Annotated in this window: 26 protein-coding genes, 1 pseudogene and 1 riboswitch; of the genes and pseudogenes, 11 read left to right on the top strand and 16 right to left on the bottom strand. The window is 51.3% G+C overall.

Translation table 11 applies throughout. The features are described from left to right. The first annotated feature begins 422 nt into the window (after positions 1–422). Together putA and ACHHZ7_RS09125 are read left to right on the top strand one after the other, a co-directional pair. Positions 423–4,385, top strand: coding sequence for a trifunctional transcriptional regulator/proline dehydrogenase/L-glutamate gamma-semialdehyde dehydrogenase (gene putA, locus ACHHZ7_RS09120; protein WP_060682396.1), 3,963 nt, complete (start codon positions 423–425; stop codon positions 4,383–4,385). A 59-nt stretch (positions 4,386–4,444) separates the two neighbouring features. After that, entirely contained in the window at positions 4,445–4,840 is a 396-nt protein-coding gene (locus tag ACHHZ7_RS09125) for a lysozyme inhibitor LprI family protein (protein ID WP_032936250.1), read from the top strand. Here the strand turns inward: ACHHZ7_RS09125 and rutR are convergent. The 3 genes from rutR to ACHHZ7_RS09140 form a co-directional block, all read right to left on the bottom strand. Continuing rightward, positions 4,837–5,475: an HTH-type transcriptional regulator RutR gene (rutR, locus tag ACHHZ7_RS09130; protein WP_003036026.1), complete on the bottom strand. Its 639-nt coding sequence runs from the start codon at positions 5,473–5,475 to the stop codon at positions 4,837–4,839. The genes ACHHZ7_RS09125 and rutR overlap by 4 nt on opposite strands. Before the next feature lie 58 nt (positions 5,476–5,533). Next, on the bottom strand, positions 5,534–6,448 hold the full coding sequence (locus ACHHZ7_RS09135) for a DMT family transporter (protein ID WP_060682397.1): 915 nt from the start codon (positions 6,446–6,448) through the stop codon (positions 5,534–5,536). 160 nt (positions 6,449–6,608) lie between these two features. After that, a complete protein-coding gene (locus ACHHZ7_RS09140; RefSeq protein ID WP_003036022.1) occupies positions 6,609–6,782 on the bottom strand; it encodes a general stress protein in 174 nt (57 codons plus the stop codon). Positions 6,783–7,168: 386 nt separating this feature from the next. Here ACHHZ7_RS09140 and wrbA point away from each other — a divergent pair, with 386 nt between their 5' ends. Next, positions 7,169–7,765, top strand: a complete 597-nt coding sequence (gene wrbA, locus ACHHZ7_RS09145) for an NAD(P)H:quinone oxidoreductase (RefSeq protein ID WP_003832057.1) — start codon at positions 7,169–7,171, stop codon at positions 7,763–7,765. A gap of 20 nt (positions 7,766–7,785) precedes the next feature. Beyond that, the gene (locus ACHHZ7_RS09150) at positions 7,786–8,013 is read left to right on the top strand and encodes a YccJ family protein (RefSeq protein WP_003036015.1); all 228 of its coding nucleotides are present in this window, start codon (positions 7,786–7,788) and stop codon (positions 8,011–8,013) included. Positions 8,014–8,050: 37 nt separating this feature from the next. Here the strand turns inward: ACHHZ7_RS09150 and agp are convergent, their stop codons facing one another. The 8 genes from agp to ACHHZ7_RS09190 form a co-directional block, all read right to left on the bottom strand. Further along, on the bottom strand, positions 8,051–9,292 hold the full coding sequence (gene agp / locus ACHHZ7_RS09155) for a bifunctional glucose-1-phosphatase/inositol phosphatase (RefSeq protein WP_060682398.1): 1,242 nt from the start codon (positions 9,290–9,292) through the stop codon (positions 8,051–8,053). A gap of 87 nt (positions 9,293–9,379) precedes the next feature. Then, on the bottom strand, positions 9,380–10,087 hold the full coding sequence (locus tag ACHHZ7_RS09160; RefSeq protein ID WP_060682399.1) for a helix-turn-helix transcriptional regulator: 708 nt from the start codon (positions 10,085–10,087) through the stop codon (positions 9,380–9,382). A gap of 69 nt (positions 10,088–10,156) precedes the next feature. Then, positions 10,157–10,912, bottom strand: a complete 756-nt coding sequence (locus tag ACHHZ7_RS09165) for a sulfite exporter TauE/SafE family protein (RefSeq protein WP_008784319.1) — start codon at positions 10,910–10,912, stop codon at positions 10,157–10,159. Between the two features lie 134 nt (positions 10,913–11,046). Beyond that, positions 11,047–11,553, bottom strand: coding sequence for a protein disulfide oxidoreductase (locus tag ACHHZ7_RS09170; RefSeq protein WP_060682400.1), 507 nt, complete (start codon positions 11,551–11,553; stop codon positions 11,047–11,049). Further along, positions 11,543–12,166, bottom strand: a complete 624-nt coding sequence (locus ACHHZ7_RS09175) for a DsbA family protein (protein WP_008784317.1) — start codon at positions 12,164–12,166, stop codon at positions 11,543–11,545. The genes ACHHZ7_RS09170 and ACHHZ7_RS09175 overlap by 11 nt, the downstream gene beginning before the upstream one ends. After that, positions 12,163–14,043 carry a protein-disulfide reductase DsbD domain-containing protein gene (locus ACHHZ7_RS09180; protein WP_060682401.1) on the bottom strand — a complete coding sequence of 627 codons (1,881 nt, stop codon included), beginning with the start codon at positions 14,041–14,043 and terminating at the stop codon, positions 12,163–12,165. Before ACHHZ7_RS09180 ends, ACHHZ7_RS09175 begins: the two co-directional genes overlap by 4 nt. Positions 14,044–14,091: 48 nt before the next feature. Further along, on the bottom strand, positions 14,092–14,454 hold the full coding sequence (locus ACHHZ7_RS09185; protein ID WP_008784315.1) for a hypothetical protein: 363 nt from the start codon (positions 14,452–14,454) through the stop codon (positions 14,092–14,094). 70 nt (positions 14,455–14,524) lie between these two features. Further along, a complete protein-coding gene (locus ACHHZ7_RS09190) occupies positions 14,525–14,929 on the bottom strand; it encodes a VOC family protein (protein WP_081003600.1) in 405 nt (134 codons plus the stop codon). 396 nt (positions 14,930–15,325) lie between these two features. Here ACHHZ7_RS09190 and dsbA point away from each other — a divergent pair, with 396 nt between their 5' ends. The 4 genes from dsbA (at position 15,326) to ACHHZ7_RS09210 (ending at position 18,176) form a co-directional block, all read left to right on the top strand. After that, positions 15,326–15,949, top strand: a complete 624-nt coding sequence (dsbA, locus tag ACHHZ7_RS09195) for a thiol:disulfide interchange protein DsbA (RefSeq protein WP_008784313.1) — start codon at positions 15,326–15,328, stop codon at positions 15,947–15,949. Positions 15,950–16,154: 205 nt separating this feature from the next. After that, on the top strand, positions 16,155–17,075 hold the full coding sequence (cbpA, locus tag ACHHZ7_RS09200) for a curved DNA-binding protein (RefSeq protein WP_003832035.1): 921 nt from the start codon (positions 16,155–16,157) through the stop codon (positions 17,073–17,075). After that, positions 17,075–17,368, top strand: coding sequence for a chaperone modulator CbpM (gene cbpM, locus ACHHZ7_RS09205; protein ID WP_003832033.1), 294 nt, complete (start codon positions 17,075–17,077; stop codon positions 17,366–17,368). The genes cbpA and cbpM overlap by 1 nt, the downstream gene beginning before the upstream one ends. A 181-nt stretch (positions 17,369–17,549) precedes the next feature. Beyond that, the gene (locus tag ACHHZ7_RS09210) at positions 17,550–18,176 is read left to right on the top strand and encodes a Crp/Fnr family transcriptional regulator (protein WP_225623078.1); all 627 of its coding nucleotides are present in this window, start codon (positions 17,550–17,552) and stop codon (positions 18,174–18,176) included. A 47-nt stretch (positions 18,177–18,223) separates the two neighbouring features. Here ACHHZ7_RS09210 and ACHHZ7_RS09215 read toward each other — a convergent pair whose 3' ends face one another. The 4 genes from ACHHZ7_RS09215 to ACHHZ7_RS09230 all read right to left on the bottom strand — a co-directional run bounded on the left by ACHHZ7_RS09215 (position 18,224) and on the right by ACHHZ7_RS09230 (position 21,325). Continuing rightward, complete coding sequence (locus ACHHZ7_RS09215) at positions 18,224–19,060, bottom strand: outer membrane protein OmpK (RefSeq protein ID WP_060682403.1); 837 nt, start codon at positions 19,058–19,060, stop codon at positions 18,224–18,226. A gap of 96 nt (positions 19,061–19,156) precedes the next feature. Continuing rightward, positions 19,157–20,311, bottom strand: a complete 1,155-nt coding sequence (tsgA, locus tag ACHHZ7_RS09220; protein WP_060682404.1) for an MFS transporter TsgA — start codon at positions 20,309–20,311, stop codon at positions 19,157–19,159. A gap of 38 nt (positions 20,312–20,349) precedes the next feature. After that, positions 20,350–21,057, bottom strand: coding sequence for a purine-nucleoside phosphorylase (gene deoD, locus ACHHZ7_RS09225; RefSeq protein WP_060682405.1), 708 nt, complete (start codon positions 21,055–21,057; stop codon positions 20,350–20,352). A gap of 112 nt (positions 21,058–21,169) precedes the next feature. After that, positions 21,170–21,325, bottom strand: a complete 156-nt coding sequence (locus tag ACHHZ7_RS09230; RefSeq protein ID WP_156183252.1) for a hypothetical protein — start codon at positions 21,323–21,325, stop codon at positions 21,170–21,172. 218 nt (positions 21,326–21,543) lie between these two features. Between ACHHZ7_RS09230 and ACHHZ7_RS09235 the strand changes: the two genes are divergently transcribed. From ACHHZ7_RS09235 to ACHHZ7_RS09245, 3 genes and pseudogenes are all read left to right on the top strand, one after another. Continuing rightward, positions 21,544–22,047, top strand: coding sequence for a GNAT family N-acetyltransferase (locus tag ACHHZ7_RS09235; RefSeq protein WP_395148975.1), 504 nt, complete (start codon positions 21,544–21,546; stop codon positions 22,045–22,047). Positions 22,048–22,294: 247 nt separating this feature from the next. Then, positions 22,295–22,518: riboswitch (cobalamin riboswitch) on the top strand. A gap of 220 nt (positions 22,519–22,738) precedes the next feature. Then, complete coding sequence (locus ACHHZ7_RS09240; RefSeq protein ID WP_395148967.1) at positions 22,739–23,794, top strand: ABC transporter substrate-binding protein; 1,056 nt, start codon at positions 22,739–22,741, stop codon at positions 23,792–23,794. A gap of 65 nt (positions 23,795–23,859) precedes the next feature. Further along, positions 23,860–23,979 (top strand): annotated as a pseudogene (locus ACHHZ7_RS09245) (iron ABC transporter permease); the annotation flags it as partial. A 16-nt stretch (positions 23,980–23,995) separates the two neighbouring features. Here ACHHZ7_RS09245 and ACHHZ7_RS09250 read toward each other — a convergent pair. Beyond that, positions 23,996–24,105 (bottom strand): IS1 family transposase (locus ACHHZ7_RS09250; protein WP_019725171.1); only part of this gene is annotated, 110 nt, incomplete at its 5' end.

Genomic DNA, 24,105 nt, shown 5'->3' on the forward strand with positions numbered 1-24,105 from the left:
CAAAACTCTCCAAAATTATGTATCAGCAATGCCGTGGCTTGCCGTTTTATTACCCTGCCGGAACGTGGCAAAGATATCTATGTTGACCAGGGCGACCGTATCCTGCCGGAAGCGATGGTTATTCACAATCGATTTAACACACCATTTACATCAAATTTAATCCAGAGTAGATAGCATTTTTCTGTAGGTTGCACTCTCTCACATTTTTTTCGGTTGCACCTTTTAAAAGTGTTAACTATCGCAGAGAAAAAGATTCTGTAATTTATACAGCCCACATCATAAGACTCATATTTATTAACATCTCATTCATTTTCAAGCTTGCAAACCAAGTCACATTTAACACGGTTGCACAAAGTTGCAACATAGTGGATATTTCTCGGTAACTATCAGACCCGTATTTCAGTACAACAGGAGTAAACGGCATGGGAACCACCACGATGGGGGTTAAACTGGATGACGCCACTCGCGAGCGTATTAAAACAGCAGCATCACGAATCGATCGCACGCCACATTGGCTGATCAAGCAAGCCATCTTTAATTATCTCGAAAGACTGGAAAATGACGACGCGCTTCCTGAACTGCCGGCCCTGCTGGCGGGTGCCGCGAATGAGGGTGAGGAGTCAACCACGCCGCAGAATGAAGCGCATCAGCCTTTCCTGGAATTTGCCGAACAGATCCTGCCGCAGTCAGTTTCCCGCGCAGCAATCACCGCCGCGTACCGCCGAGCCGAAACCGATGCTGTGCCGATGCTGATGGAACAGGCTCGTCTGCCGCAACCCATCGCGGAGCAAGCGCACAAGCTGGCGTACGATCTGGCCGACAAACTGCGTAACCAAAAGACCGCCAGCGGCCGCGCCGGGATGGTACAGGGTTTATTGCAGGAATTCTCACTTTCTTCGCAGGAAGGCGTCGCGCTGATGTGCCTGGCCGAAGCCCTGCTGCGTATTCCTGATAAGGCAACCCGCGATGCGTTAATCCGCGACAAAATCAGCAACGGCAACTGGCAGTCGCACATTGGACGTAGCCCGTCCCTGTTCGTCAACGCGGCGACCTGGGGGCTGTTGTTTACCGGTCGTCTGGTTTCTACGCATAATGAAGCCAGCCTCTCACGCTCACTCAACCGTATTATCGGTAAAAGCGGTGAACCACTGGTGCGTAAAGGCGTCGACATGGCAATGCGCCTGATGGGCGAGCAGTTCGTTACCGGAGAGACTATCGCCGAAGCGCTGGCTAACGCCCGTAAACTGGAAGAAAAAGGTTTCCGCTACTCTTACGACATGCTGGGTGAAGCGGCTCTGACCGCCGCCGATGCCCAGGCTTATATGGTTTCGTACCAACAGGCAATCCACGCCATTGGTAAAGCCTCAAATGGTCGCGGCATCTATGAAGGGCCGGGCATTTCTATCAAGCTGTCAGCGCTGCATCCGCGTTATAGTCGCGCGCAGTATGACCGCGTAATGGATGAACTCTATCCGCGTCTGAAGTCGCTTACTCTGCTGGCGCGCCAGTACGACATCGGTATCAATATCGATGCTGAAGAGGCCGACCGACTGGAGATCTCTCTCGATCTGCTGGAGAAACTGTGCTTTGAACCTGAACTCGCGGGCTGGAACGGTATCGGCTTTGTTATTCAGGCCTACCAGAAGCGCTGCCCGTATGTTATCGACTACCTGATTGACCTCGCCACGCGCAGCCGCCGTCGCCTGATGATCCGCCTGGTTAAAGGCGCCTACTGGGATAGCGAAATCAAACGTGCGCAAATGGACGGTCTGGAAGGTTATCCGGTCTATACCCGTAAGGTCTACACCGACGTTTCCTATCTGGCCTGTGCGAAAAAACTGCTTGCGGTACCGAATCTGATCTACCCGCAGTTCGCCACCCACAACGCCCATACGCTGGCGGCGATTTATCAGTTGGCCGGTCAAAACTATTATCCAGGCCAGTACGAGTTCCAGTGCCTGCACGGTATGGGCGAACCGCTGTATGAGCAGGTCACCGGCAAAGTAGCGGATGGTAAGCTGAACCGTCCATGCCGTATTTATGCGCCAGTCGGCACGCATGAAACGCTGCTGGCATACCTGGTGCGTCGTCTGCTGGAAAACGGCGCCAACACTTCATTCGTCAACCGCATTGCAGACACTACCCTGCCGCTGGATGAACTGGTCGCCGATCCGGTCGAAGCCGTTGAAAAACTGGCGCAGCAGGAAGGCCAGGCTGGTCTGCCACATCCGAAGATTGCCCTGCCACGTGACCTGTACGGTAAAGGCCGCGAAAACTCAGGCGGGCTGGATTTAGCGAACGAACATCGTCTGGCCTCACTGTCCTCCGCCCTGCTCAACAGCGCGCTGCAAAAATGGCACGCTAAACCGATGCTCGAACATCCGGTTGCTGACGGTGAAATGACCCCAGTCGTCAACCCGGCCGAACCGAAAGACATTGTCGGTTATGTGCGTGAAGCGACTCACAGTGAAGTGGAACAGGCATTGCAGAACGCGGTAAATAACGCGCCGATCTGGTTCGCCACACCGCCACAAGAGCGCGCCGCTATTTTGCATCGCGCCGCCGTTCTGATGGAAGGCCAGATGCAGCAGTTAATTGGCATTCTGGTGCGCGAAGCGGGCAAAACTTTCAGCAACGCCATTGCGGAAGTGCGCGAAGCGGTAGACTTTCTGCACTATTATGCCGGTCAGGTCCGCGATGACTTCGATAATGAAACCCATCGTCCGTTAGGGCCGGTGGTCTGTATCAGCCCCTGGAACTTCCCGCTGGCCATTTTCACCGGGCAGATTGCCGCTGCGCTGGCGGCGGGCAACAGCGTGTTGGCAAAACCCGCGGAACAAACTCCGCTGATTGCCGCCCAGGGTATTGCCATTTTACTCGAAGCAGGCGTGCCGCCAGGCGTGGTGCAACTGTTGCCCGGCCAGGGCGAAACGGTCGGGGCACAGCTCACTTCCGATGAGCGCGTACGCGGCGTCATGTTTACTGGCTCAACGGAAGTCGCCACGCTGTTGCAACGTAATATCGCGACCCGCCTGGATGCTCAGGGGCGTCCAATCCCGCTTATCGCCGAAACCGGCGGGATGAACGCCATGATCGTCGACTCTTCTGCGTTAACGGAACAGGTCGTGGTCGACGTTCTGGCTTCTGCCTTTGACAGCGCCGGACAGCGCTGCTCCGCGCTTCGCGTCCTGTGTCTGCAAGACGATGTCGCCGACCATACGCTGAAAATGCTGCGTGGCGCAATGGCGGAATGCCGCATGGGTAATCCGGGCCGCCTGACCACCGATATTGGACCAGTAATCGATGAAGAAGCCAAAGCCAATATTGAGCGCCATATTCAGGCCATGCGCGCCAAAGGGCGTCCGGTGTTCCAGGCCGCGCGCGAAAACAGCGACGATGCGCGTGAATGGCAAACCGGTACCTTTATCGCGCCGACGCTTATCGAGCTGGAAAGCTTCGACGAATTGCAAAAAGAGGTGTTCGGTCCGGTACTGCACGTTGTGCGTTACACCCGCAACAATCTGGGTAGTCTGATTGAGCAAATTAATGCCTCCGGCTACGGCCTGACGCTGGGCTTGCACACCCGTATCGATGAAACCATCGCCCAGGTCACGGGTTCGGCACATGTGGGTAACCTGTACGTTAACCGCAATATGGTCGGCGCCGTCGTCGGAGTGCAGCCATTCGGTGGCGAAGGCTTGTCAGGAACCGGGCCAAAAGCGGGTGGACCGCTGTATCTGTACCGCCTGCTGGCAAACCGTCCGGAAAATGCGTTAGGCATTACGCTTGCCCGTCAGGATGCCGAATATCCGGTCGATGCACAGCTTAAAACGGCGCTCGTTCAGCCGCTGGAAGCGCTTAGCGAATGGGCAACCGATCGTCCAGCACTGCGTGCGCTCTGCCAACAGTTTGGTGAACTGGCGCAGGCCGGAACGCAACGCCTGCTGCCAGGACCCACCGGCGAGCGCAATACCTGGACGCTGTTGCCGCGCGAACGCGTGCTGTGTATCGCCGATGATGAACAGGATGCGCTGGTACAGGTTGCCGCTGTAACTTCCGTTGGTAGCTTAATTCTGTGGCCGGATGATACATTCCATCGCGACCTGGCAAAACGTCTGCCAGCAGTAGTTTCCGGGCGCATCCAGTTTGCCAAAACAGACAACATCACTACGCAGCCGTTTGATGCGGTTATTTTCCACGGTGATTCCGATCAGCTTCGCGCACTGTGTGAAGCTGTGGCGGCCCGCGAAGGGGCGATTGTGTCGGTCCAGGGCTTTGCCCGCGGCGAAAGCAATATCCTGCTGGAAAGGTTGTATATTGAGCGCTCCCTGAGCGTCAATACCGCCGCTGCTGGGGGGAACGCCAGCCTGATGACAATCGGCTAAGGTTGTGGTTAATTAAGGCTCCGGTAACGGGGCCTTTTTTTATTAAGCCAGAGGGAAGCATGAAACGAATCGTACTGACATGTGCAGCGCTGCTGCTTAGCGGCCAGGCGCTGGCGGATGACTGCGCCAACGCGAACACGCAGATTGAGATGAACACCTGTGCGGCAGAGCAGTATAAGGCGGCCGACGCCAAACTTAATGAAACTTATCAGAATGCGCTGAAGCGCGCCGCCCCAACCCAGCGCGATTTACTGAAAAAAGCGCAAATATCCTGGATAACTTTGCGCGATGCTGACTGTGCGTTAATCAGTTCTGGCACTGAAGGCGGTAGCGTTCAGGCGATGATTTCCAGCCAGTGCCTGACGGATAAGACCAACGAGCGCGAAGCGTTTCTCGCCTCACTTTTGCAGTGTGAAGAAGGCGATTTAAGCTGCCCGTTACCGCCGGCCAGTTAACGCACGCGGATCCCTTCAATAATCATCCGCTGTACGCTCTCCACCGTTTGGTTAAAAAAGGCTTCATCACGCAGCGTTGCGCCCGTCACCGCCTCTACCTGTGGGGCAAAATCGGCGTAGTGCTGAGTTGAAGCCCAAATCATAAAAATCAGATGATGCGGATCGACCGGAGCCAGTTTTCCGCTTTTGATCCAACCGGCAATCAGCGCGGATTTCTCATCAATTAGCGTTTTGAGATCCCCCTCCAGTTCTGCCATCAATAAAGGCGCTCCGGCCAGCATCTCCATACAAAACAACCGTGAGGCCTGAGGGTAATCGCGCGACACTTCCAGCTTAAGGCGAATGTATTCTTTAATGGCCACCAGCGGCGCAAAGTCTTCGCGAAAAGCTTTCAATGGAGCTAGCCAGATGTCGAGGATCTGCCGTAAAACGGCGATATAAAGCACCTCTTTTGACGGGTAGTAATAAAGTAGATTGGTTTTTGACACGCCCGCCTGCTCTGCTACCTGCTCCAGGCGCGTGCCGTGGATCCCATATTGGGAGAAGATATTTAATGCCGCGGTTAAGATGGCCTGGCGTTTTGCACTGACGGCCTGCGAGCGCTTACCTGTTTTTTTCTCTGCGCGTTGGACCATGCGCCCTCTCCTTCTTGTGAGGGCGTCAGCATACCAAATCACGCGGTGAATGGTTAAATTAAAGCGATTCCGGCGGCGCCTCTTGTCCAAGCGCTTTTTTCTTTTTGAACTTCAGCTCGCTGACCAGTACGCCAACAATAATGAATGCCGCACCAAGCAATGCAAGTAGCGGTAAGCGTTCACCCGCCAGACGGCCAAAGATCCCCGCCCACACCGGCTCACCGGTATAAATAACCGTCGCGCGCGTCGGCGAAACGCTGCGCTGCGCCCAGTTCATGGTGACCTGAATAATCGCGCTAAAAATCCCCAGCCCCAGCGCCACCACCAGCAATCCGGTAGACATTGGTGGTACGGTCTCTCCGGCCGGTCCCATCGCCATAAACGCCACTATCGAAGCGGTTACCAGTTGCACTACCGTTACCCGACGTACATCCACTTTTCCCGCCCACGCGCTAATCAGGATAATTTCTGCCGCAATCGCCACCGCACCGGCGAGCGTGATCCACTCGCCTTCGCCTAAAGCCAGTAAATTGCCTCCCGGTCCGGCCAGAAAAATCAATCCGATAAAGGCCAGCACAATGCCGACGCACGGCATCAGACCTGGCATGCGTCCCAGACACAACCATTGTAAAAGCGGCACCAACGGTACGTACATCGCGGTAATAAACGCCGATTTACTGCTGGGAATAAACTGTAACCCCCAGGTTTGCAGACTATAGCCCAGCGCAATTGCGATACCGATTGCAACCCCTGCTTTAACTTCCAGCCACGTCAGCTTATGCAGTGTGTGTAGCGACAAAAGCGCGACCGCCAGCGCGGCAGTGGCAAAACGCACACCGACAAAGAAAAAAGGGCCGCTCAGGGTAACGGCATATTGCACCGCCAAAAACGTGCCACCCCAGAACATGGTGATCACAATGAGGATCGCTTCCTGAGGTTTAACAGAGAAGGAATAACGAGAAAGTAATGACATGAGACACCCGATTAACTGAATGTCATTAGTCTGCGTTGCGTTTTGTTACAGTTCAACCTTGCAGACAAAAAAACCGCCGGAAAGACCCGGCGGCGGTGGCTACGTAACGTCTGTCTCTGACTCTCAGCCGTCACGACATATCTGACAGATAGCCCGACAATTACGATTTGTTGTTGCCGTGACTATTTTTGCCCCCTTTTTTGCCTGCCTCTGAAGCGCGTTGCGGGTCATTCTTGAAGTTGCCCCCGCTGTGCTGGCCACCTTTTCGACCTGCTTCTGATGCTCTTTCGCGGTCTTCCGCAAAGTTGCCGGAACCGCCCCGATGGTTTGCCATTACTGACCTCCGTCATTGATTAGACATCATATTGCATAGGTACTGAGGAGTGATACCTCACGCAGCGTTACGGGCGAGGCCCTGAAAATAACTGCGTGGGAATAAGCATAGTGAAGTGTGGCCAGTGCAGACGCTAACTGTAATATCCTGCAACAGGATCAGGAGTGACAAAGAAATAATCACCATAAGAAATCAATAAGTCTTTCTTATGACTACCGAATTCTACCCGGTTAAATATGTATCATTTTGCTACAAAGAAGGTTGTTATAAAAATTGTTATAAATCAAAGAAGTGATTGTGAAATTTGCACTCCTGACAGTACGTCATATCTTTAAAGGTAGGTAGCGAATCGCTACGGACACGGTTAACTCGAGGAGTAGTGTAAAATGGCAAAAGTTCTGGTGCTTTATTATTCCATGTACGGACACATTGAAACTATGGCCCACGCAGTCGCAGAAGGCGCAAATAAGGTAGATGGCGCGGAAGTGATTATTAAGCGTGTACCAGAGACCATGCAGCCCGAGATTTTCCTTAAGGCTGGCGGCAAAACACAAAACGCACCAGTCGCAACCCCACAAGAACTGGCTGATTACGACGCCATCATTTTTGGTACTCCCACGCGCTTTGGCAATATGTCCGGTCAGATGCGTACCTTCCTCGACCAGACTGGCGGGCTGTGGGCCTCTGGCGGCCTGTACGGCAAACTCGCCAGCGTATTCAGCTCAACGGGAACCGGCGGCGGTCAGGAACAAACCATTACATCAACCTGGACTACGCTTGCCCACCATGGGATGGTGATTGTACCTATCGGTTACGCGGCGCAAGAGCTGTTTGATGTCTCTCAAGTTCGCGGCGGTACCCCTTACGGTGCAACCACCATTGCCGGAGGCGACGGCTCCCGCCAGCCAAGTCAGGAAGAGTTATCTATCGCCCGCTATCAGGGTGAATATGTCGCAGGTCTGGCAGTAAAACTCAACGGCTAATCTTCAACAGGAGGATTCGAATGCCAACTCAAGAAGCGAAAGCCCATCGCGTCGGCGAATGGGCAAGTCTGCGCAATACATCGCCGGAAATAGCCGAAGCCATTTTTGAAGTCGCACATTATGACGAGAAACTGGCGGAAAAAATTTGGGAAGAAGGTAGCGATGAGGTACTCATCAAAGCCTTTGAAAAAACAGACAAAGATTCGCTCTTTTGGGGTGAACAGACTATCGAACGCAAAAACGTCTAGCGCGCTGACTCCCCCGCGAACACGGGGGAGTTTTCTTTTACTTAGCCGCCTCATTCAGCACGCTATCGAACTTATCTGTCGGGCAAAAACCATCCGCATCTATCGGACATCCTTTCAGCTCCAGCGTTACGCGCTGCGCCGGGGATTTCAGCGTCAGAACGTCTGCATTACGCAACTGCTGCGAGCTCTGATACACATACTCGATTTTCATCAGATCACGATTTGCATTGCTGTCATGCCAGCGCTGGAAGACAATCTTCCCGCCAATCGGCGTACGCTCGTTCTGATCGTGAAGCTGGTACGGTTTAAAATCCAGCGCGGTGAGCAACGAAGCGATATTTGAATCATGCCCCACCAGCACGGTTATTTTCGGTGCTTTCGCGCGTTCAGTAACCAGCGCATTATCAATATATTTCACCAGTGGTTTGGCGACGTTCTGCGCCACTTCCGGGGAGGTGAACAGGCTATCCTGATAGCCGTTTTTCAGCTTCGACAGAACCTTCCACTGCTGATCCGATTTAATCTCGCCCCAGGCAACCTTGTCCATCGGGAAGCCTTCGTAATATTGCAGCGTGAAGGCATCAACCAGCGAATTTCCCACCTTCAGCGGCCCCGAAACGCCTGGCTCCTGCTGGTACTTCGCGCTAAACGTATCTTTGGCATCGGTCAGGGAACACTGCTGTTTTTCTTTGCAGGACGGAGAGTCTTTGTAGTCGGTCATTTGCTCAAGCAACTGATAGCTATCGTTGAGCTGCATTTTGCTGCGCTCTTTCTCCATGGCCTGAACGGCCTGCTGGCTGAAGGCGGCGGAATCATCGGTGATCACCGGGTTAAAGGTGGGATCCATGGTGCCCATTTTTTCCTGATGATGGACCGGAACATCGCAACCAGGGAAAGCACCGGTAACAAAGAACTGCGCCGTGGCGACCGTACGCTGCAGGCTGTTAGCATAGGTATAGACCGTGTTCGGTGCCGGGCATTCGCCCGATTTCACCATCCCCTGCTCTGCCAGCCACTCTCGCATGTAGTGGCCCATATAGATTTCCAGCACACCGCCCTTGGTAGTGAGTTGTCCGCCGGGGACATCCCATTCTGGCCATTGTTTGGGGGTGGACTGTTCAAGAACGCTGCCATTATTGGCTAAAGGTGCGCGTAAGTTATGCCGACTCATCATCAATACTTGCTGAAGCTGATAGCCTTCCGGCGCGGTCTGCGCCTGCGCGGCGGTTGACAATAAGACCGCCCCTGCCACGGCTGTGGCGATTAACGATTTATTCATCCCTACGACCTCTTGTTGTTATCAATCACAACAGAGTGTGACAGAAATATGACATATTTCCGGGAACGCTTTCGCAAAACAGACCATCTAGCGTGTCGTTTTAACACCAAACTCGGTTTCGAGTTTACGAATGCCAAGAGGTGTGAAGATGACATGGCGGCTGCCCTGTTCGGTTTTAATCCATCGCTGTTCACTGAACCAGCGCAGCAGCGTTGCGCCAAGCACACCACCAGGATGATAACGTCGTTCGCTCCAGTCCAGACAACCACAGGTTAACTTCCGCCGGGATGAGCCAGCTGCCAGGACAATCCCCATCTGTGCCAGCTTTTCCTGGCCAAGAGGAGTCAGCGTTTCACCATCCGGCGTTAACCACTGACGGGAAACCAGCGTATCGAACAACCTCACCGCGACCTCTCCGGCGAGATGGTCGTAGCAGGTGCGGGCATGCCGCAAACCTGGCGGTGTAGTGATTCTGCGGGGCGTTGATGTCGCCCACGCAACGCCCATCAGGCGTTCCAGCAGATCAGCGATATCGGAACCTGCAAGGCGAAAATAACGATGTCTGCCCTGCGCCAACGCGACAACAAAACGTTGTTCGCACAGACGCGCCAGATGCGCGCTGGCGGTCGACGCGGATATATCCGCCACCGCGCTGAGCTCAGTTGCAGTCCAGGCGCAGCCATCCATTAGGGCGCACAACATACGCGAGCGCGATTTATCGGCCATCACTGCCGCAGTGAGTGCCATTTTTGACTCCAGATCACCCTCTTCTTCATGTAACATCACGGATGCCATAACGACCTCATTGGCCCTGAATATCTGAATTAACGATGCCATGAAAGTCGCGCAAAGTCACCGCACCGGTCACACAGCACGTAGCATCATCTCTGTACCCAACCCGACCAGACAAAACAGAAAACAGCGTTTAAACACGAGCGGAGAAATAACCCTTCGCACACGGGTACCTATCCATTGGCCAATCAGCGCAGGAAAAATGGCCAAAGCCGACAAACTTAGCGATTGTATGGGCAGCGCGTTGTGCCACCACAGACCCAGCGCCAATGCCAGGGTCGAAAAGGTAAAAGAGATCCCGAGCGCCTGCACCAGTTCATCTTTCTCAAAGCCGAGGGACTGGATCCAGGGCACGGCGGGCATCACAAACACCCCGGTTCCGCCGGTCAATAAGCCGGTCACAAATCCAATAACGAGGGAGTACGGTTTTTCACGCTGCGGGGCCACCGCAATTTTCTTTCCCGCCAGCGTCCAGATAGCGTAGGCCACCAGCGCTACGCCGAGTGCAAACTGAGTTCGGGTGGTGTCACCACCGGTAATCCAGGCGCTGGCAAGCAGTGTCGCCACCACTACTGTCAGCAGCATTGGCCACAGTCGTTTGAGTAATTGGCGTGTATTTCCACCGCCGCCAAACTGGAACAAATTGCTTATCAGCGAAGGCAATAACAGCATGGCCGCCGCGGCAACTGGCGAAATAAGCGATCCGAGGATCCCCATAGCCACGGTGGGTAACCCCATACCCGTAACGCCTTTCACCATCCCGGCGAGGACAAATGTGGCGGCAATCATCACCACCAGAGCGGGTCCAAACGCTAAAGAACTCGTCATGTTGCACTTTCCTGGAAAAGAGAAGATGGCTGATTCTGGACGTTAATCACTGTGTTTGCTTCGTCAGGCAACGAAATATGCCTTCCAGGGGAGGGCGACGCCATAAAAAATGCCGGGTTTCCCCGGCACATTTATCAGAACGTTTTCGCCCACCACAACCGAAGTTTCATGCCCCAGTAGCTGGTCCAGCCGCTGGTGGTTAATACTACCCGACCTTGTGACATCACCACCAGCGTTGGCGTGACGCTGATTGCCCAACTGCGGGAAATGGCCCCGTTCGCATCATTGATGACCGGAAAGTCCACGCCTTTACGCGACAGCCAGCGAGATACCTCAGCTTCATTTCCGGAACGTAACGCAATGGTCATCACATTTTCCCCTTCCGAACGCAGCCTGGCGACTTCCGGCGTCGTGAAGCGGCATACGCCGCACCAGCTCGCCCAGAAATAAAGCAACACCGGCTCGTCTTTGCTGAGCGCCGCCAGCGTGACGGTTTCACCATCCAGTGTTTGTAAAGGCGTGCTGTCAAAGGAGGCAGGGAGCTGCGGCGCGCGCCAGACATCCATCAGCAACATTGCCCCCGCCAACAGTGCCAGTAAGATCAGCCCTTCGCGCAACCAGCGGCGCAGTTTACTGAGCATTGGCCGCCGCCAGTTTTTCTTTTACTACTTCCTCAAGGGTTTCCCACGGCACCGCGCCGGGAATAAGTTCATCACCAATAATCGTTGCCGGGGTTCCCTGCACCCCCACCAGTCGCGCCAGTTGCAGGTTAGTGCTCAGCGTTTCAGCACTTTGGGCGTCCAGCGTCACCGGACTGGCTCCCGCTTTTTCCTGCGCCTGTTTGATACTGACGTCGGTATGATAGCCCTTCTTCTGCATCAATTTTTCATGTAATGCCAGGGACTGTTGCGGATGCTCATGCCATGTCGTCAGCACGGTCCGCGCCGCCAGTTCCGAACTTTCACCTTTAAACGGCAGCGGTTTAATTACTACCGCCACGTCAGGATATTTCTGCACAATTTTTTCCAGCATTGGATCCAACTGCTTGCAGTATGGGCAGTTGTAATCGGTGAAGTTTATCAGGGTCAGTTTCGCCTGCTTCGCGCCAATCCGCGGGCTGTTAGGATCGTTAAACAAGGCTTCCTGAATTAATGCTTCAATTTGCTTTTCCTGTTCCGGGGTAAACGGCGCAGGCTCTTTCGCGATACTGACGGCAGAAAACAGGGTCAACAGCAGAACAATCATCATTTTCATGGGGTTACTCCTTTGGCATCATTCAACGTTTGCAGTACCGCATCGCGGGTTAACAACGTGGGTAACGCCTGGCCATCCGGCAGACCGGGGCCATAAATTTGGTTATACGGCACAGCAACCTGGCCGCGTTTTTTTAGAAATTCGGTAATAGCTTCAGAAGGGAGTGTCCAGTCGCCGCGCAGCGCCACCACATCCGGCTGTTGCAATGCGGCCTGTAAGTCTTCTTTATGCAACACGTTGTATTTGTTTACCTTACAGGTGATGCACCAGTCGGCTGTGACGTCAATGAACACGCGCTTATGTTGCGCCAGCGCGTCCTCAATCGCCTGCTCGCTTAGCGGTTGCCAGTTCACGCTTTCTTTAGCGCTACTTTGTCCGCTAAACCCTAAGTGTGGGAGCAGCAACGTCGCAAGCCAGATAGCCGAACCCAGCATCATCACGCCAAGCAGACGCCGCAAAATATTCATCCACCGCCCTGGCCGCGGCAAACGCAGCGCCAGACCGGGACGCAGGGCCACCAGCAGCCACGGTAAGCTCATCCCCAGCCCAAGTGCGATAAACAATCCCCACAACGTCGGCAGCGAAGCGGTCAATGCTACCGCCACCGCCGTTCCCAGAAACGGGGCACTGCACGGCGTGGCAAGCAGTGTCGCAAATGCACCTTGCCAGAAATGTCCCGACAGTCCGTTGCCGCCGTGAGTCGCCAGCGTGGTGGTCATAGCAGAAGGGAGTCGGAATTCAAACCACCCGAACAGGCTGGCGCTGAACGTCAGCATCACTAGCACCATGACGCCAATGAACCACGGATTCTGAAACTGGATCCCCCAGCCAAGGGCCTGATTGGTTAAACGCAGCACCGTCATCAATAGCGCCAGTGCCATAAACGAGACCAGTATTCCGGCTACCGATGCGAGGAACTGACGACGGATCTGGCGACGACTTTTTTCCTCGACCAGCAAAATAGAGCCCAGCTTCATGCCCAGAACCGGTAACACACAAGGCATCAGATTGAGGATCAAACCACCCAGCAGTGCCATGAGCACCACTTGCCACAGTGGGAGTGAGGCGTTCTCAACAACCGGGGCTTCGCCAATCGCAAGACGACTCTCCTGGGCAACACCGTTATCTGCCAGCACCAGCGTGACTGACTTACCACGCAGATCCGGCGCGCCTTCTCCCCAACCGTCATGTACAGGTACCGTAGCGCGTAATGTATCCCCCTCAACATGAATTTGCGGCATGCCAAAATCCGCATCATCAACAGCATCCAGATATAGCCCTGGTTCAGTCCAGCCTCCCGCACGGCGAGCCTCGACGACTAACTTTCCCGCCCGTGCGCCAGCGCTCAGAACATCGGTCAGGCCGCTGGCAAGTGGGATCTGTCCCATCGCCTGAGCATAGTCATGTGCAAAAGTCGGGTCCTGGGCTGTGGGCTTCACGGAAAAAGGAAAATCCGTCAACAGGCAAACGTTGCTACAGGTGGATAGCGTCAAAACGCCGCTGAGCGTGGCGGGCGCTCTACCGCGCACCACCATCGGGAACGTCACCTTATCGTGATACCCCTGAGTAGTGATATTGGCGACCTCAAAACGAGCAGGGGTTGGCCAGGACCAGTCGACCGCGGGCATTTCCCCTTTCCAGGCGATAGCAGGTGCAACGCCTCCCTCGCCCGGAGAACGCCAGTAGGTTTTCCAGCCGTCCTCCAGTTTGACATCCAGCAACAGACGGGTTTCTCCGCCTGCGGACGTATCAGCGCGTAACCGCACGCTGGCGTGATCGTTATCGGGTGAACGCAGCCAGCCGGGTTCAGCCGCCCAGGATACGGGCAGCCATAGCAATAACAGACAGAGCAGCGCCTGTCTGAAAACAGTCATCATAGTTTTTCTCCGTGAATAATTATCTAACAGTCAGCAACGGCTGTTCTGTCATTCACGGAAGACGCAAAATCGGAGATGCACCCGGAGAGTGGGCGGCGAGATGGCTCGCGGTGGGAAAAAAGGTAGACGAAACGCCCGTACTGGCGCCAGCAATGACAGCAGCAGGCACAGCACCAGAATAGCACCTTCAAACAATACGGGTGGCGCAGCCAGTAATGATTTCGCACTCAGTTCACAAGGGGTAACGGGTGAGGCCTCATCGGTCTGCACTTGTGCGCTGGCGACAACGCTTGTAACGGCGGTATCCATCTGCAACGCGTGCAGGCCCGCCATGCGTTGTGCGGTGCAAACCATCACCACAACACATGCCAGACAGAGGAACCACCATCCCATCCGTTGACGTTTCGCCATTATACCCTCACTCATTGATGCGAGTTATCTTAACCACTCGCCAGGTTTTGGCAACCTTTCCGCTGTAAAGTTATGTCCTGCTATCTGCTGGATATACCGCGATTTCAATCAGATTAAGATCGGGATCCCTGACATACACCGAACGAATAGGTCCTGTCGCACCGGTACGTGCAACGGGCTCTTCAATAATCTCGACTCCGTGGGTTTGAAACGTCTCCATCACCTCTTCCAGCGTACGCGTGGTGATAAAACATAAATCCAGCGCCCCCGGCGTTGGCGCGTAGGCTTTGGGTTCAAACTCTTTTCCCCGAATGTGGAGATTGATTTTCTGATTGCCAAAGACGAAGGCTTTCCGACCTTGCGCGAAGGTTTCCAGCCTCATACCTAAAAGCTCGACATAGAAACGAACGCAAGCCTCTTCATGATTGGTGGTTAGTACCAGGTGATCCAGGTGGTCGATCATAGCGATATCCATTTGGGTTGCTCATCTCTGACACTTACCCTATTCATTCACGCACGACAAGAAAAAGAAAATCTACGGAGTTATTTGCAGAACTTAACGCAACAACCTGCAATTTACGCTTTAAAAACGAAATGATAATTAATCATATTCCCGTCTTTATTTATTACACTATAACATTGCTAAAAACACCCATGAAAATATCACACAAGTTATCATTCACTATTTACGAAGAATGCCGAAAGATATTTCCATGACAGCACACAGATAATGCCCACCACGTACTGATGCGTAAATGAAAGTAAGGGTCAGCGCATTTCCAGAGAATTTCCTTATTATATTCAGACGCAATGAATAACGTATTCATTAGCAGATAATTTGTTTATTAAATGTTATTTAGAGTATATGGAAATGAAAAAATATTTATTACCCCTGATTGGGTTACTTTTTACAGTTAGCGCTCAGGCAGCATCATTTACCGACGGCAAAGAGTATATCTCACTGGAAAAACCTGTCGCTTCCGCTCCAGCCGCACTGAAGTTTTTCTCATTCTATTGCCCTTCCTGTTATCAGTACGATGAAGTTTTTGAAATCACTGATAACGTGAAAAAAGTATTGCCTGCAGATGTCAAACTCACCGAATACCACGTCGACTTTTTAGGTCCGCTGGGGCAAGACATGACCCACGCCTGGTCCGTCGCCATGCTGTTGAACGTACAAGATAAAGTTAAGCCGTTGCTTTTTGATGCCGTTCAGAAAAAACAAACCGTTAAAACAGCGGACGATATTCGTAACGTATTTATCAGCGCGGGCGTCAGCGCCAGTGATTATGATGCGGCATGGAATAGCTTTGCCGTGAAATCACTGACCGCTAAGCAGCAAGAAATGGCGAAGGCAGTTGATCTAACCGGTGTGCCCGCCATTTTTATCAACGGAAAATATATGATCAATCCAAAAGGACTGAAGTCAGATGACCTTAATGCATTCGTGCAAAACTATGCTGATACGGTCCGCTTCCTGATAAGCAAATCCTGATTTTTAGCTAATCTCATTTTTCGCACCACACAACAGATGCCGTAACCTCAACTGCGCTGTTGGTGGTGCAATGCCTGTATCGTTTATCGCAATATCCTCCCTTCCCGGTTGGCATTCGCCGTTATCAGGATTACCCTAAACTTAGCGGTGATACCTGTTGTCAGGGTTCACCTTCTGCAAGTGTTGATTTACACGAGAGAACGCTATGGAATTAAAGGATTATTACGCCATTATGGGCGTGAAACCGACAGACGATCTCAAGACAATCAAGACCGCCTATCGTCGACTCGCCCGTAAATATCATCCTGATGTCAGCAAAGAGACTGACGCAGAGGCCCGGTTTAAAGAGGTTGCAGAAGCCTGGGAAGTATTGAGTGATGAGCAGCGACGCGCCGAGTACGACCAGCTGTGGCAGCACCGCAACGACCCACAGTTCAGTCGTCAATTCCAGCAAGGAGAGAATCAAAGCTACAGCGCCGAAGATTTCGACGATATCTTCTCCTCCATTTTTGGTCAGCGTGCGCACCAGTCACGCCAGCGCCCTGCCAGCCGCGGGCACGACATTGAAATTGAAGTTGCCGTATTCCTCGAAGAAACGCTTACTGAGCATAGCCGCACTATCAGTTACAACCTGCCAGTCTATAATGCGTTTGGCATGGTAGAACGAGAAATTCCTAAAACGCTGAATGTGAAAATTCCGGCTGGCGTCGGTAACGGTCAGCGTATCCGTCTGAAAGGCCAGGGCACCCCCGGCGAAAACGGTGGGCCGAACGGTGATTTGTGGCTGGTGATTCATATTGCGCCGCATCCGCTGTTCGATATTGTTAATCAGGATCTGGAAGTTGTCGTTCCCCTCGCGCCGTGGGAAGCTGCGCTGGGTGCGAAAGTAACCGTTCCGACGTTGAAAGAGAGCATCCTGCTGACCATTCCTGCAGGCAGCCAGGCCGGCCAGCGACTCCGCATTAAGGGCAAGGGTCTGGTAAGTAAAAAACATACCGGCGATTTGTATGCGGTGATCAAAATAGTCATGCCACCGAAACCTGACGACGCCAGTGCCGCCCTGTGGCAACAGCTGGCGGATGCACAAAAGACCTTTGATCCGCGCAAAGAGTGGGGGAAAGCATAATGGCTAACGTTACCGTCACTTTTACCATTACCGAATTTTGTCTGTACACCGGTGTGTCAGAAGAAGAACTGCATGAGATTGTCGGCTTAGGGGTGATAGAACCCCATGAAGACGAGACGTTTGACGATCATGCGCTGACAGTAATGCGTCGCGCGGTGCGTCTGCGTCAGGAGCTGGAACTTGACTGGCCAGGGATTGCCGTTGCGCTGACGTTGCTGGAGGAGAACGCTCAGTTACGCCAGGAAAACCGCCTGCTGCGCCAGCGCCTGTCTCGCTTTATCAGCCATCCTTAGTGTGTCAGGACCAGCATGGTGCTGGTCCTTTTATTATCCGCCCCGCGCTCTTAATGACATTGCCCAGCAGATGGCATACAGTCTGAGATAAGAATTATCTTAAACAATAAGACGTTGAGTCATGCAGCTTTAACCCCTCACGAAAGGTCGTTTTCACAACATCTGGCAGCAGGATGATGCCTTGATTGAGAAGATATTTCAGGAACTGCTCTCTGAAACGCAGATTATCCAGGAAGATGAGTATCTATACCGCCAGGGACAGGTTGTCGATCGACTGATCATGGTGCAATCCGGAAGAATTTCACTGCGTTACAGCGCGGAGAATGGTCGCCGATTCCAGTTGGGCGCCATGGAATGCGACGAGCAGCTGTTTGGTGAAATGGAGTTTTTTACCGGGTATCGCTGCCAGCTTGATATCGTCGCGGAAGAACCACTGACCGTAGCGGTGTGCAGCTGTGACCGTCTGGAAGAAGCGCTAAATCAGCACCCCAGACTGGCGATATTTTTTGCCAGTGCAATAGCGATTGATTATCAGGATATGCTGGAAATCTTCCTGCACCGGATGCTCTACCCTATCGTACATAACGTGGCGTATGACCTGTATCGCCAGCATCAGAACAAGCAGCCGATGGATGGTTTCCATAAAAAATACCAGGAAGCTGAGCGATTCGGTACTACCGACCGGGTCTATCGGCGGGCGGTTAAAGCGCTGACGGATGCCGGGCTGGTAACGCGAACGAAGCAAGGACTGGAAATTAAGGATCTGGATGGGCTGCGTAAATTTCTCGGCAATGACATCATTGACTGACACACCAACGCTCGTTAACAGAACATTGGTGTGTCATTTCGGCGCAATCAGAACTTATAGGTGAGGCTGAAATAGTGACCGAGCCCGGTGGTACGCCCTGCTCCGCCGTGGTTTTCCATCAATGCCATGTTACGGAAATACTTCAGGCCATAACCGACTGCATAATGCTCTGAATGCCAGTAGATACCGTTATACCATTCAATCGCGTTATTGCTGTATAACGGTTGATTAGCAATCTTATTCGCGGCGAACTGGTAGTCAAAGTACCCCTGATAGTTCAGATAACTGCCGTTGGCAAAGGTATAGAATGGCGTCGACCAGTTAGTCGAGAACATGTAACCATCCCACTTTCCTTCGTTATCCGCACCGTAGTTTTCACGAACATAATGCGCATAGATGTTCATTCCCACCAGACCAAACCACGGGACCTTCACATCTGTACCCAGGCCAACGTAATGTTCAAATAATTCCCGGTCGCCAATGTTATTTACCGTTGCAATATAGAATTCGTTAAACGGCCCAACGGATAAATCTTTATTAAAAATGGCGTCCAGGGAAAAACGCGGAGATATCTTGGCAAAGAAGTTATCACCCCCATGACGATCGTCCTGCTCGCGATCCAAAATATCAAAGAAATCCACATAACCGTACAGATCGATAATGCCAGAGCGTGCACCAAACTCCAGTTCCAGATAGGTGTCATTGCGAATACCATATGGCACTTTCGCGTCCACACTTTGCATTAAGTTCATCTGCATCCAGTTAAAATCATGTTTACGGATGTTGCCATCAGTATAGTCAGCCGCGAATGCTTGCATACAGCTCATTGCCACTACTGCACCCAGGATTGTTTTTTTAATCATTAACTTATTGTTCTTCAGCATTTTTCAATTCCTTTGAGTAAGGTTGAGTATCGCCCCACCATATAAATGGTGAGGCGACTGGCTATTTAATTAAAGAGGTAAGTGTTATTAGTGTTTTTAATTACGTTTGAGTTTTAATGTCACCATCAACATGACAAAAATAATTAAATACAACACCGGTATCGCGTACATAATTTTCTGCAATCCCATTGTTTTTTCCATGAGCGCGCTGATCGCCGGACTAAACATGGCCCCGGCACTGCCGCTAATTAAAATATAAGAAACGTTCTGACTGCTCGCACGCTTCACGAAAGAAACACCATAGGCAATAAATGAGTTATACAGCGCAGCACAGACAAACCCGTAACTGTAGGCCAGATAATCAAGCCCGGAGATATTATCCTTCGTGACGATAATTGTGGTAATAATGCTAGCCAGCAGAATAATGCTTAGCAGGAAATAATGTATCTTCACCCGAGAAACAATGACGGTTGATACTAATGCCCCGATCAGCGCAGCGCCCCAGTATTGCGTAATAATATTCCCTGCTTCTTCAAAGGGAATGCCAAATTTGTTCTTCACAAATAATGGTGCCCAGGTCAGGAAGGTGTACAGCGCCAGCATACCTAAGAACAGGCCAATGCCTCCGCTGATAATCCCTGGATTCCACTCCGATTTTACCTTGTCTGTCCGATCTGCCGTGGGCGCCGTCTCGCAGGCAGTAAAGCGGGTGAGCGCCACAACGCCCAGCGTGAGTAAGGCCACCATACCTACGCTCAGATAGCTGTAACTCCACGACATATTGTGCGTCAGGGCGAAGGTCGTGATCAGCGGAAAAACCACGCCCGCAACGTTGAAAGTGGCGTCCTGCACCACCAGCATCGTACTTTGAATACGATCCTGCCAGACCGATACCACAATCGTTCCCGCCACGCACAGACCGATCCCACCGCAAAAACCCACCAGGGTCATGGCGACCATCACAGGCCATAAGCCAGGGCTTAAATGCATTACCAGAGCGCAAAGGAACACTATCGAATAGATAATGAGCGTCATACGCTTCACACCGATTTTCTCAATCAGGAAAAAGGCGGCGATGGTGCCGGCTAATGCTCCACCATTGAGCAACGAAAATATCGAAGCAACGGTGTTCACATCGGCATCGTAGCGTACTGCAATCGGTTCGATTAGCATACCGAACTGACTGGCAAACCCTGCCATAATAAAATTTGCCAGAAAACTAATCAGCGTAAGTGCTATTTTATTCTTCATATAATGCCATCTCTGATTGGTTCAATTAAAAGCAGGAACTAAGCGGTAACAGCAGTATTTAGCGCCAACTCAATCATGTTGTTAAAGGTCAATTGTCGTTCTTCTGCGGTTGTTTCTTCTCCGGTCAGGCAATGATCGGAGACAGTTAAAATAGCCAGCGATTCAATATTAAACTGATGCGCTAAAGCGTATAAGCCTGCTACTTCCATATCTACACCCAGCACACCGAATTTTTCCAGTGCCGGTATTAAATTTTCGTCAGGATCGTAATAAAGATCGCCGCTAAAAACATTGCCGACTTTAATATCGATACCGGCCTTCTGTGCCAGCGTCCACGCCTGCTGCAATAATGGGAAATAGGCGGATGTTGCCATCGCATAGCCTGCGCTACGTTTTAAATTTGTGACTGAATCCGTTCCGGCTGCGATGGCCAGGATAATATCGCGCATTTTGACATGATGTTGTGTTGCGCCTAAACTGCCGACGCGAATAATTCTTTGCACACCAAAATCATGTACCAGTTCATGGGCATAAAGCGTCATTGAAGGAATGCCCATTCCATGTCCCATCACCGAAACAGGTTGCCCAAAATATAAACCGGTATAACCCAGCATATTACGTACATTGGTGACTTCGCGGTAATCCATTAGATAATTTTCGGCAATAAATTTAGCACGGAGCGGATCGCCCGGCATAATAACGGTTGGCGCGAAATCACCTGGCTTGGCATTAATATGTGCAGTCATAACAATTCCTGAATTATGGGTATTGAAGATATGCAGGGATTGTAACCAGACGTTTGTGAGGTGATTGAGGACAAAAGTCCTGCTCAGAGGATCGGCCTCTCATTTTTGAGAGTTAGTGGTGCAGGTAAGTGGTAAAACGGAACACAGCGTGTTGGTCTTCTGGCGTGCGGTGAGTAACGTCAGCATCCCGACGCAAAGAAGCAGTACGTTGTTCATGGCAAATTCGCACTGCCAGATGAAGGCGACGGCTGCGACGGGAACCAGTCACAAGCAAGCGCCTCACCATCCGATTGTGGCCCCCCAAATCCCCTCAGCGGCGTGGTCACTACCGACGCCAGCAGCAGGGACTTACGATTCCCATTTATAATCCGTATGCAGAATAGCGCCAAAGATAATTGCATTTCTGACTCTTGCCGCTCAATATTGTTTTTAAAGGAGGCTTATTGTTATTATCGTTTTCCATTCTAAGATTGAGTTATGCATGCCATGATCCCATTTAGATTTAGTGAGATGACTCACGCCGATATTCCTGCTGTTCAGTCGTTCCTTATTGAGCATCTTAATTTATTCTTCAATGCCGGCAGATCCATGCCTTCTGCCGAAGAAGATCTCTTTGATCTCGAACAACAGTATCTGTTACAGGAAAGAAATTTATTGCTTTGCGCATGGAGTGAAAACCAAGAATTAATCGCCACACTGGCGGTATGTCAATATAATGATCGTATTACTGAACTGCGTGGGCGTTACAACTTGCGTGAAACGGCAGAAATTTGTCGTTGCTACGTGGATGAACGCTATCGTAGACAGGGGATTGGTAGCCAATTGTTTGCTTTAGCAGATGTATTCTGCCAGCAACATCAATATAAAACGTTGTATCTTCACACCCATCATTTTTTACCCGGAGGATATCACTTCTGGTTGCGTAATGATTTTAAGGTGATTATGGATATGCAGGATGAATGGCAATTGGTACATATGGAGAGTTCATAAAAAAAGGATTCAAACACCAATCCGCAGCATTTTTGATGGTGATCAATATGTTTCATACGCAGAGATTGAATCATACTCGTAGTTTGATCAACATCAATCAATTCTCATTTAGCTTTCTGTTGTTATTTTCATTTATAGCAACACACAGAGGAATGCATCTACATCCTATTGTTTTTACTGATCATTTTCAGAACGGCATTATCTCTTTACCTCTTACATTCCGTGGTTGACCTTGTTAACAATTGCCGTTAGAGTCACTTTCGACAGCATTTCATTACATTTTGTGTATGAATAGGAATATGGTGAGAATTATTTAATTCAATTCCATAACTGCCCCCGCAACTGTAGGCGGATGCAGAATATCCTTGTGTGGCTAATAAGCCACTGGTCACTGTAAAGTTTATCTTTATGGGAAGGCTGATATTCTGATTACCGTGAGTCAGGAGACCTGCTGTCAATGATGTATACCATTGAGTGGACGGGATGGTCCATGGGATGAATTATTTGACACAAGCAGTAGTGTATTTATGAATAAGATTTTGGCTAAGTCAGGATTATTTGCATTTTTCGCATATCTTTATTCTTAAATTTCACGATTCAATGTCATCTATCTTCATGTCTCCTCCCGATATATGGAATGAAATGAGCCATGACCAGACCTTAAGATTCTGGCATCAACGGGACGATGACAATGCACGCTAATTCTACCTTTTACTCCTCTAAAAAAACGCTTCTGGCTATTTTTGGTACCACTGCTCTGCTGCTCGCTTCCGGTTTTTCTAACGCGGCAAAAACTGAATATCCTCTGACGATTAAAAACTGCGGCCGCGATATTACCTTTAATCAGGCACCAACGCGCGTGGCAACGGTGGGTCAGAACAGTACCGAGATCCTCTATTCATTAGGGCTTGCCGATCGCGTCGTCGGTACTTCATTGTGGTTTGGCCCGGTACTGGACACCTATAAAACAGAAAATGAAAAAGTTGCCGTTATTGCGCAAAATATTCCGAGCTTTGAAGGGATTTTGGCTAAAAAACCGGATCTGGTCGCCAGCCAGTTTGAGTGGCAAATCGGCCCAGCTGGCACGGTTGCCTCTTATGAACAGTTTAGTGAACTGAAGGTTCCTGTTTACACCGCGCCAGCTGACTGTGCGAAAGATAACGAAGATGGTGGTGATGGTGTCCGTAAAGGAATGTTTGATATCACCATGGTGTATCAGGAAGTCGCCGATCTGGCAAAAATCTTCGATGTTCAGGATAAAGGCGAAGCGCTGATTGCCAGCCTTAAAGCACGTGAAGCCGTAGCGAAAAATAAAATTACCGGTATTGATAAGAATGTTTCTGCCGTGTTCTGGTTTTCAAGTGCCGATTTACAGCTCGATCCTTACGTTGCCGGAAAGTTTGGCCCAGCAGCATGGATAGCCCAAACACTGGGTGTGAAGAATGTGATTGATTCTGCCGAAGAATGGCCAACAGTGGGCTGGGAAACTATCGCTAAAGCTAATCCTTCTGTCATTGTGCTCGGCGAGATGAGCCGTCGCCGCTTCCCGGCAGATGACTGGAAGATCAAGATGGAATACCTCAAGTCCGATCCTGTCACCACGCTGGTTCCTGCCGTTAAGGAAAACCATCTGCCGGTCATCGACGTACAGACAATGAATGCTGGGATCAGAACTATTGATGGGCTAGAAAAACTGGCTGATGCCCTGGTTGAATATGGCTTAGCTCATCCGCAGGCTGCTCATTAATCTACGTTTTGCGCTATATCCTGCGCGGTATAGCGCATCTCTGTTACTTAGGAACGCAGATAATCATGAGTGATCCACGCAGGATGCGTCGTGCCTTTGGTCTGCTTGCAGTGAGAGTCGGTGGGCATACCGTCTGGGTCAGTGCGCTGATGTGCTGCGTACTGCTGGCGGGGATTTCCATCGGCGGGTAATGACTCCAACTTATTGATAGTGTTTTATGTTCAGATAATGCCCGATGACTTTGTCATGCAGCTCCACCGATTTTGAGAACGACAGCGACTTCCGTCCCAGCCGTGCCAGGTGCTGCCTCA

The organism is Citrobacter freundii complex sp. 2024EL-00216 (assembly GCF_043945515.1).
GTDB lineage: Bacteria > Pseudomonadota > Gammaproteobacteria > Enterobacterales > Enterobacteriaceae > Citrobacter > Citrobacter portucalensis.

What these genes read in the sequence shown, in the direction of transcription:
- putA (WP_060682396.1), top strand. Translation starts at nt 423, where the DNA reads ATGGGAACCACCACGATGGGGGTTAAACTGGATGACGCCACTCGCGAG.
- ACHHZ7_RS09125 (WP_032936250.1), top strand. Translation starts at nt 4,445, where the DNA reads ATGAAACGAATCGTACTGACATGTGCAGCGCTGCTGCTTAGCGGCCAG.
- rutR (WP_003036026.1), bottom strand. Translation starts at nt 5,475, where the DNA reads ATGGTCCAACGCGCAGAGAAAAAAACAGGTAAGCGCTCGCAGGCCGTC.
- ACHHZ7_RS09135 (WP_060682397.1), bottom strand. Translation starts at nt 6,448, where the DNA reads ATGTCATTACTTTCTCGTTATTCCTTCTCTGTTAAACCTCAGGAAGCG.
- ACHHZ7_RS09140 (WP_003036022.1), bottom strand. Translation starts at nt 6,782, where the DNA reads ATGGCAAACCATCGGGGCGGTTCCGGCAACTTTGCGGAAGACCGCGAA.
- wrbA (WP_003832057.1), top strand. Translation starts at nt 7,169, where the DNA reads ATGGCAAAAGTTCTGGTGCTTTATTATTCCATGTACGGACACATTGAA.
- ACHHZ7_RS09150 (WP_003036015.1), top strand. Translation starts at nt 7,786, where the DNA reads ATGCCAACTCAAGAAGCGAAAGCCCATCGCGTCGGCGAATGGGCAAGT.
- agp (WP_060682398.1), bottom strand. Translation starts at nt 9,292, where the DNA reads ATGAATAAATCGTTAATCGCCACAGCCGTGGCAGGGGCGGTCTTATTG.
- ACHHZ7_RS09160 (WP_060682399.1), bottom strand. Translation starts at nt 10,087, where the DNA reads ATGGCATCCGTGATGTTACATGAAGAAGAGGGTGATCTGGAGTCAAAA.
- ACHHZ7_RS09165 (WP_008784319.1), bottom strand. Translation starts at nt 10,912, where the DNA reads ATGACGAGTTCTTTAGCGTTTGGACCCGCTCTGGTGGTGATGATTGCC.
- ACHHZ7_RS09170 (WP_060682400.1), bottom strand. Translation starts at nt 11,553, where the DNA reads ATGCTCAGTAAACTGCGCCGCTGGTTGCGCGAAGGGCTGATCTTACTG.
- ACHHZ7_RS09175 (WP_008784317.1), bottom strand. Translation starts at nt 12,166, where the DNA reads ATGAAAATGATGATTGTTCTGCTGTTGACCCTGTTTTCTGCCGTCAGT.
- ACHHZ7_RS09180 (WP_060682401.1), bottom strand. Translation starts at nt 14,043, where the DNA reads ATGATGACTGTTTTCAGACAGGCGCTGCTCTGTCTGTTATTGCTATGG.
- ACHHZ7_RS09185 (WP_008784315.1), bottom strand. Translation starts at nt 14,454, where the DNA reads ATGGCGAAACGTCAACGGATGGGATGGTGGTTCCTCTGTCTGGCATGT.
- ACHHZ7_RS09190 (WP_081003600.1), bottom strand. Translation starts at nt 14,929, where the DNA reads ATGGATATCGCTATGATCGACCACCTGGATCACCTGGTACTAACCACC.
- dsbA (WP_008784313.1), top strand. Translation starts at nt 15,326, where the DNA reads ATGAAAAAATATTTATTACCCCTGATTGGGTTACTTTTTACAGTTAGC.
- cbpA (WP_003832035.1), top strand. Translation starts at nt 16,155, where the DNA reads ATGGAATTAAAGGATTATTACGCCATTATGGGCGTGAAACCGACAGAC.
- cbpM (WP_003832033.1), top strand. Translation starts at nt 17,075, where the DNA reads ATGGCTAACGTTACCGTCACTTTTACCATTACCGAATTTTGTCTGTAC.
- ACHHZ7_RS09215 (WP_060682403.1), bottom strand. Translation starts at nt 19,060, where the DNA reads ATGCTGAAGAACAATAAGTTAATGATTAAAAAAACAATCCTGGGTGCA.
- tsgA (WP_060682404.1), bottom strand. Translation starts at nt 20,311, where the DNA reads ATGAAGAATAAAATAGCACTTACGCTGATTAGTTTTCTGGCAAATTTT.
- deoD (WP_060682405.1), bottom strand. Translation starts at nt 21,057, where the DNA reads ATGACTGCACATATTAATGCCAAGCCAGGTGATTTCGCGCCAACCGTT.
- ACHHZ7_RS09235 (WP_395148975.1), top strand. Translation starts at nt 21,544, where the DNA reads ATGATCCCATTTAGATTTAGTGAGATGACTCACGCCGATATTCCTGCT.
- ACHHZ7_RS09240 (WP_395148967.1), top strand. Translation starts at nt 22,739, where the DNA reads ATGCACGCTAATTCTACCTTTTACTCCTCTAAAAAAACGCTTCTGGCT.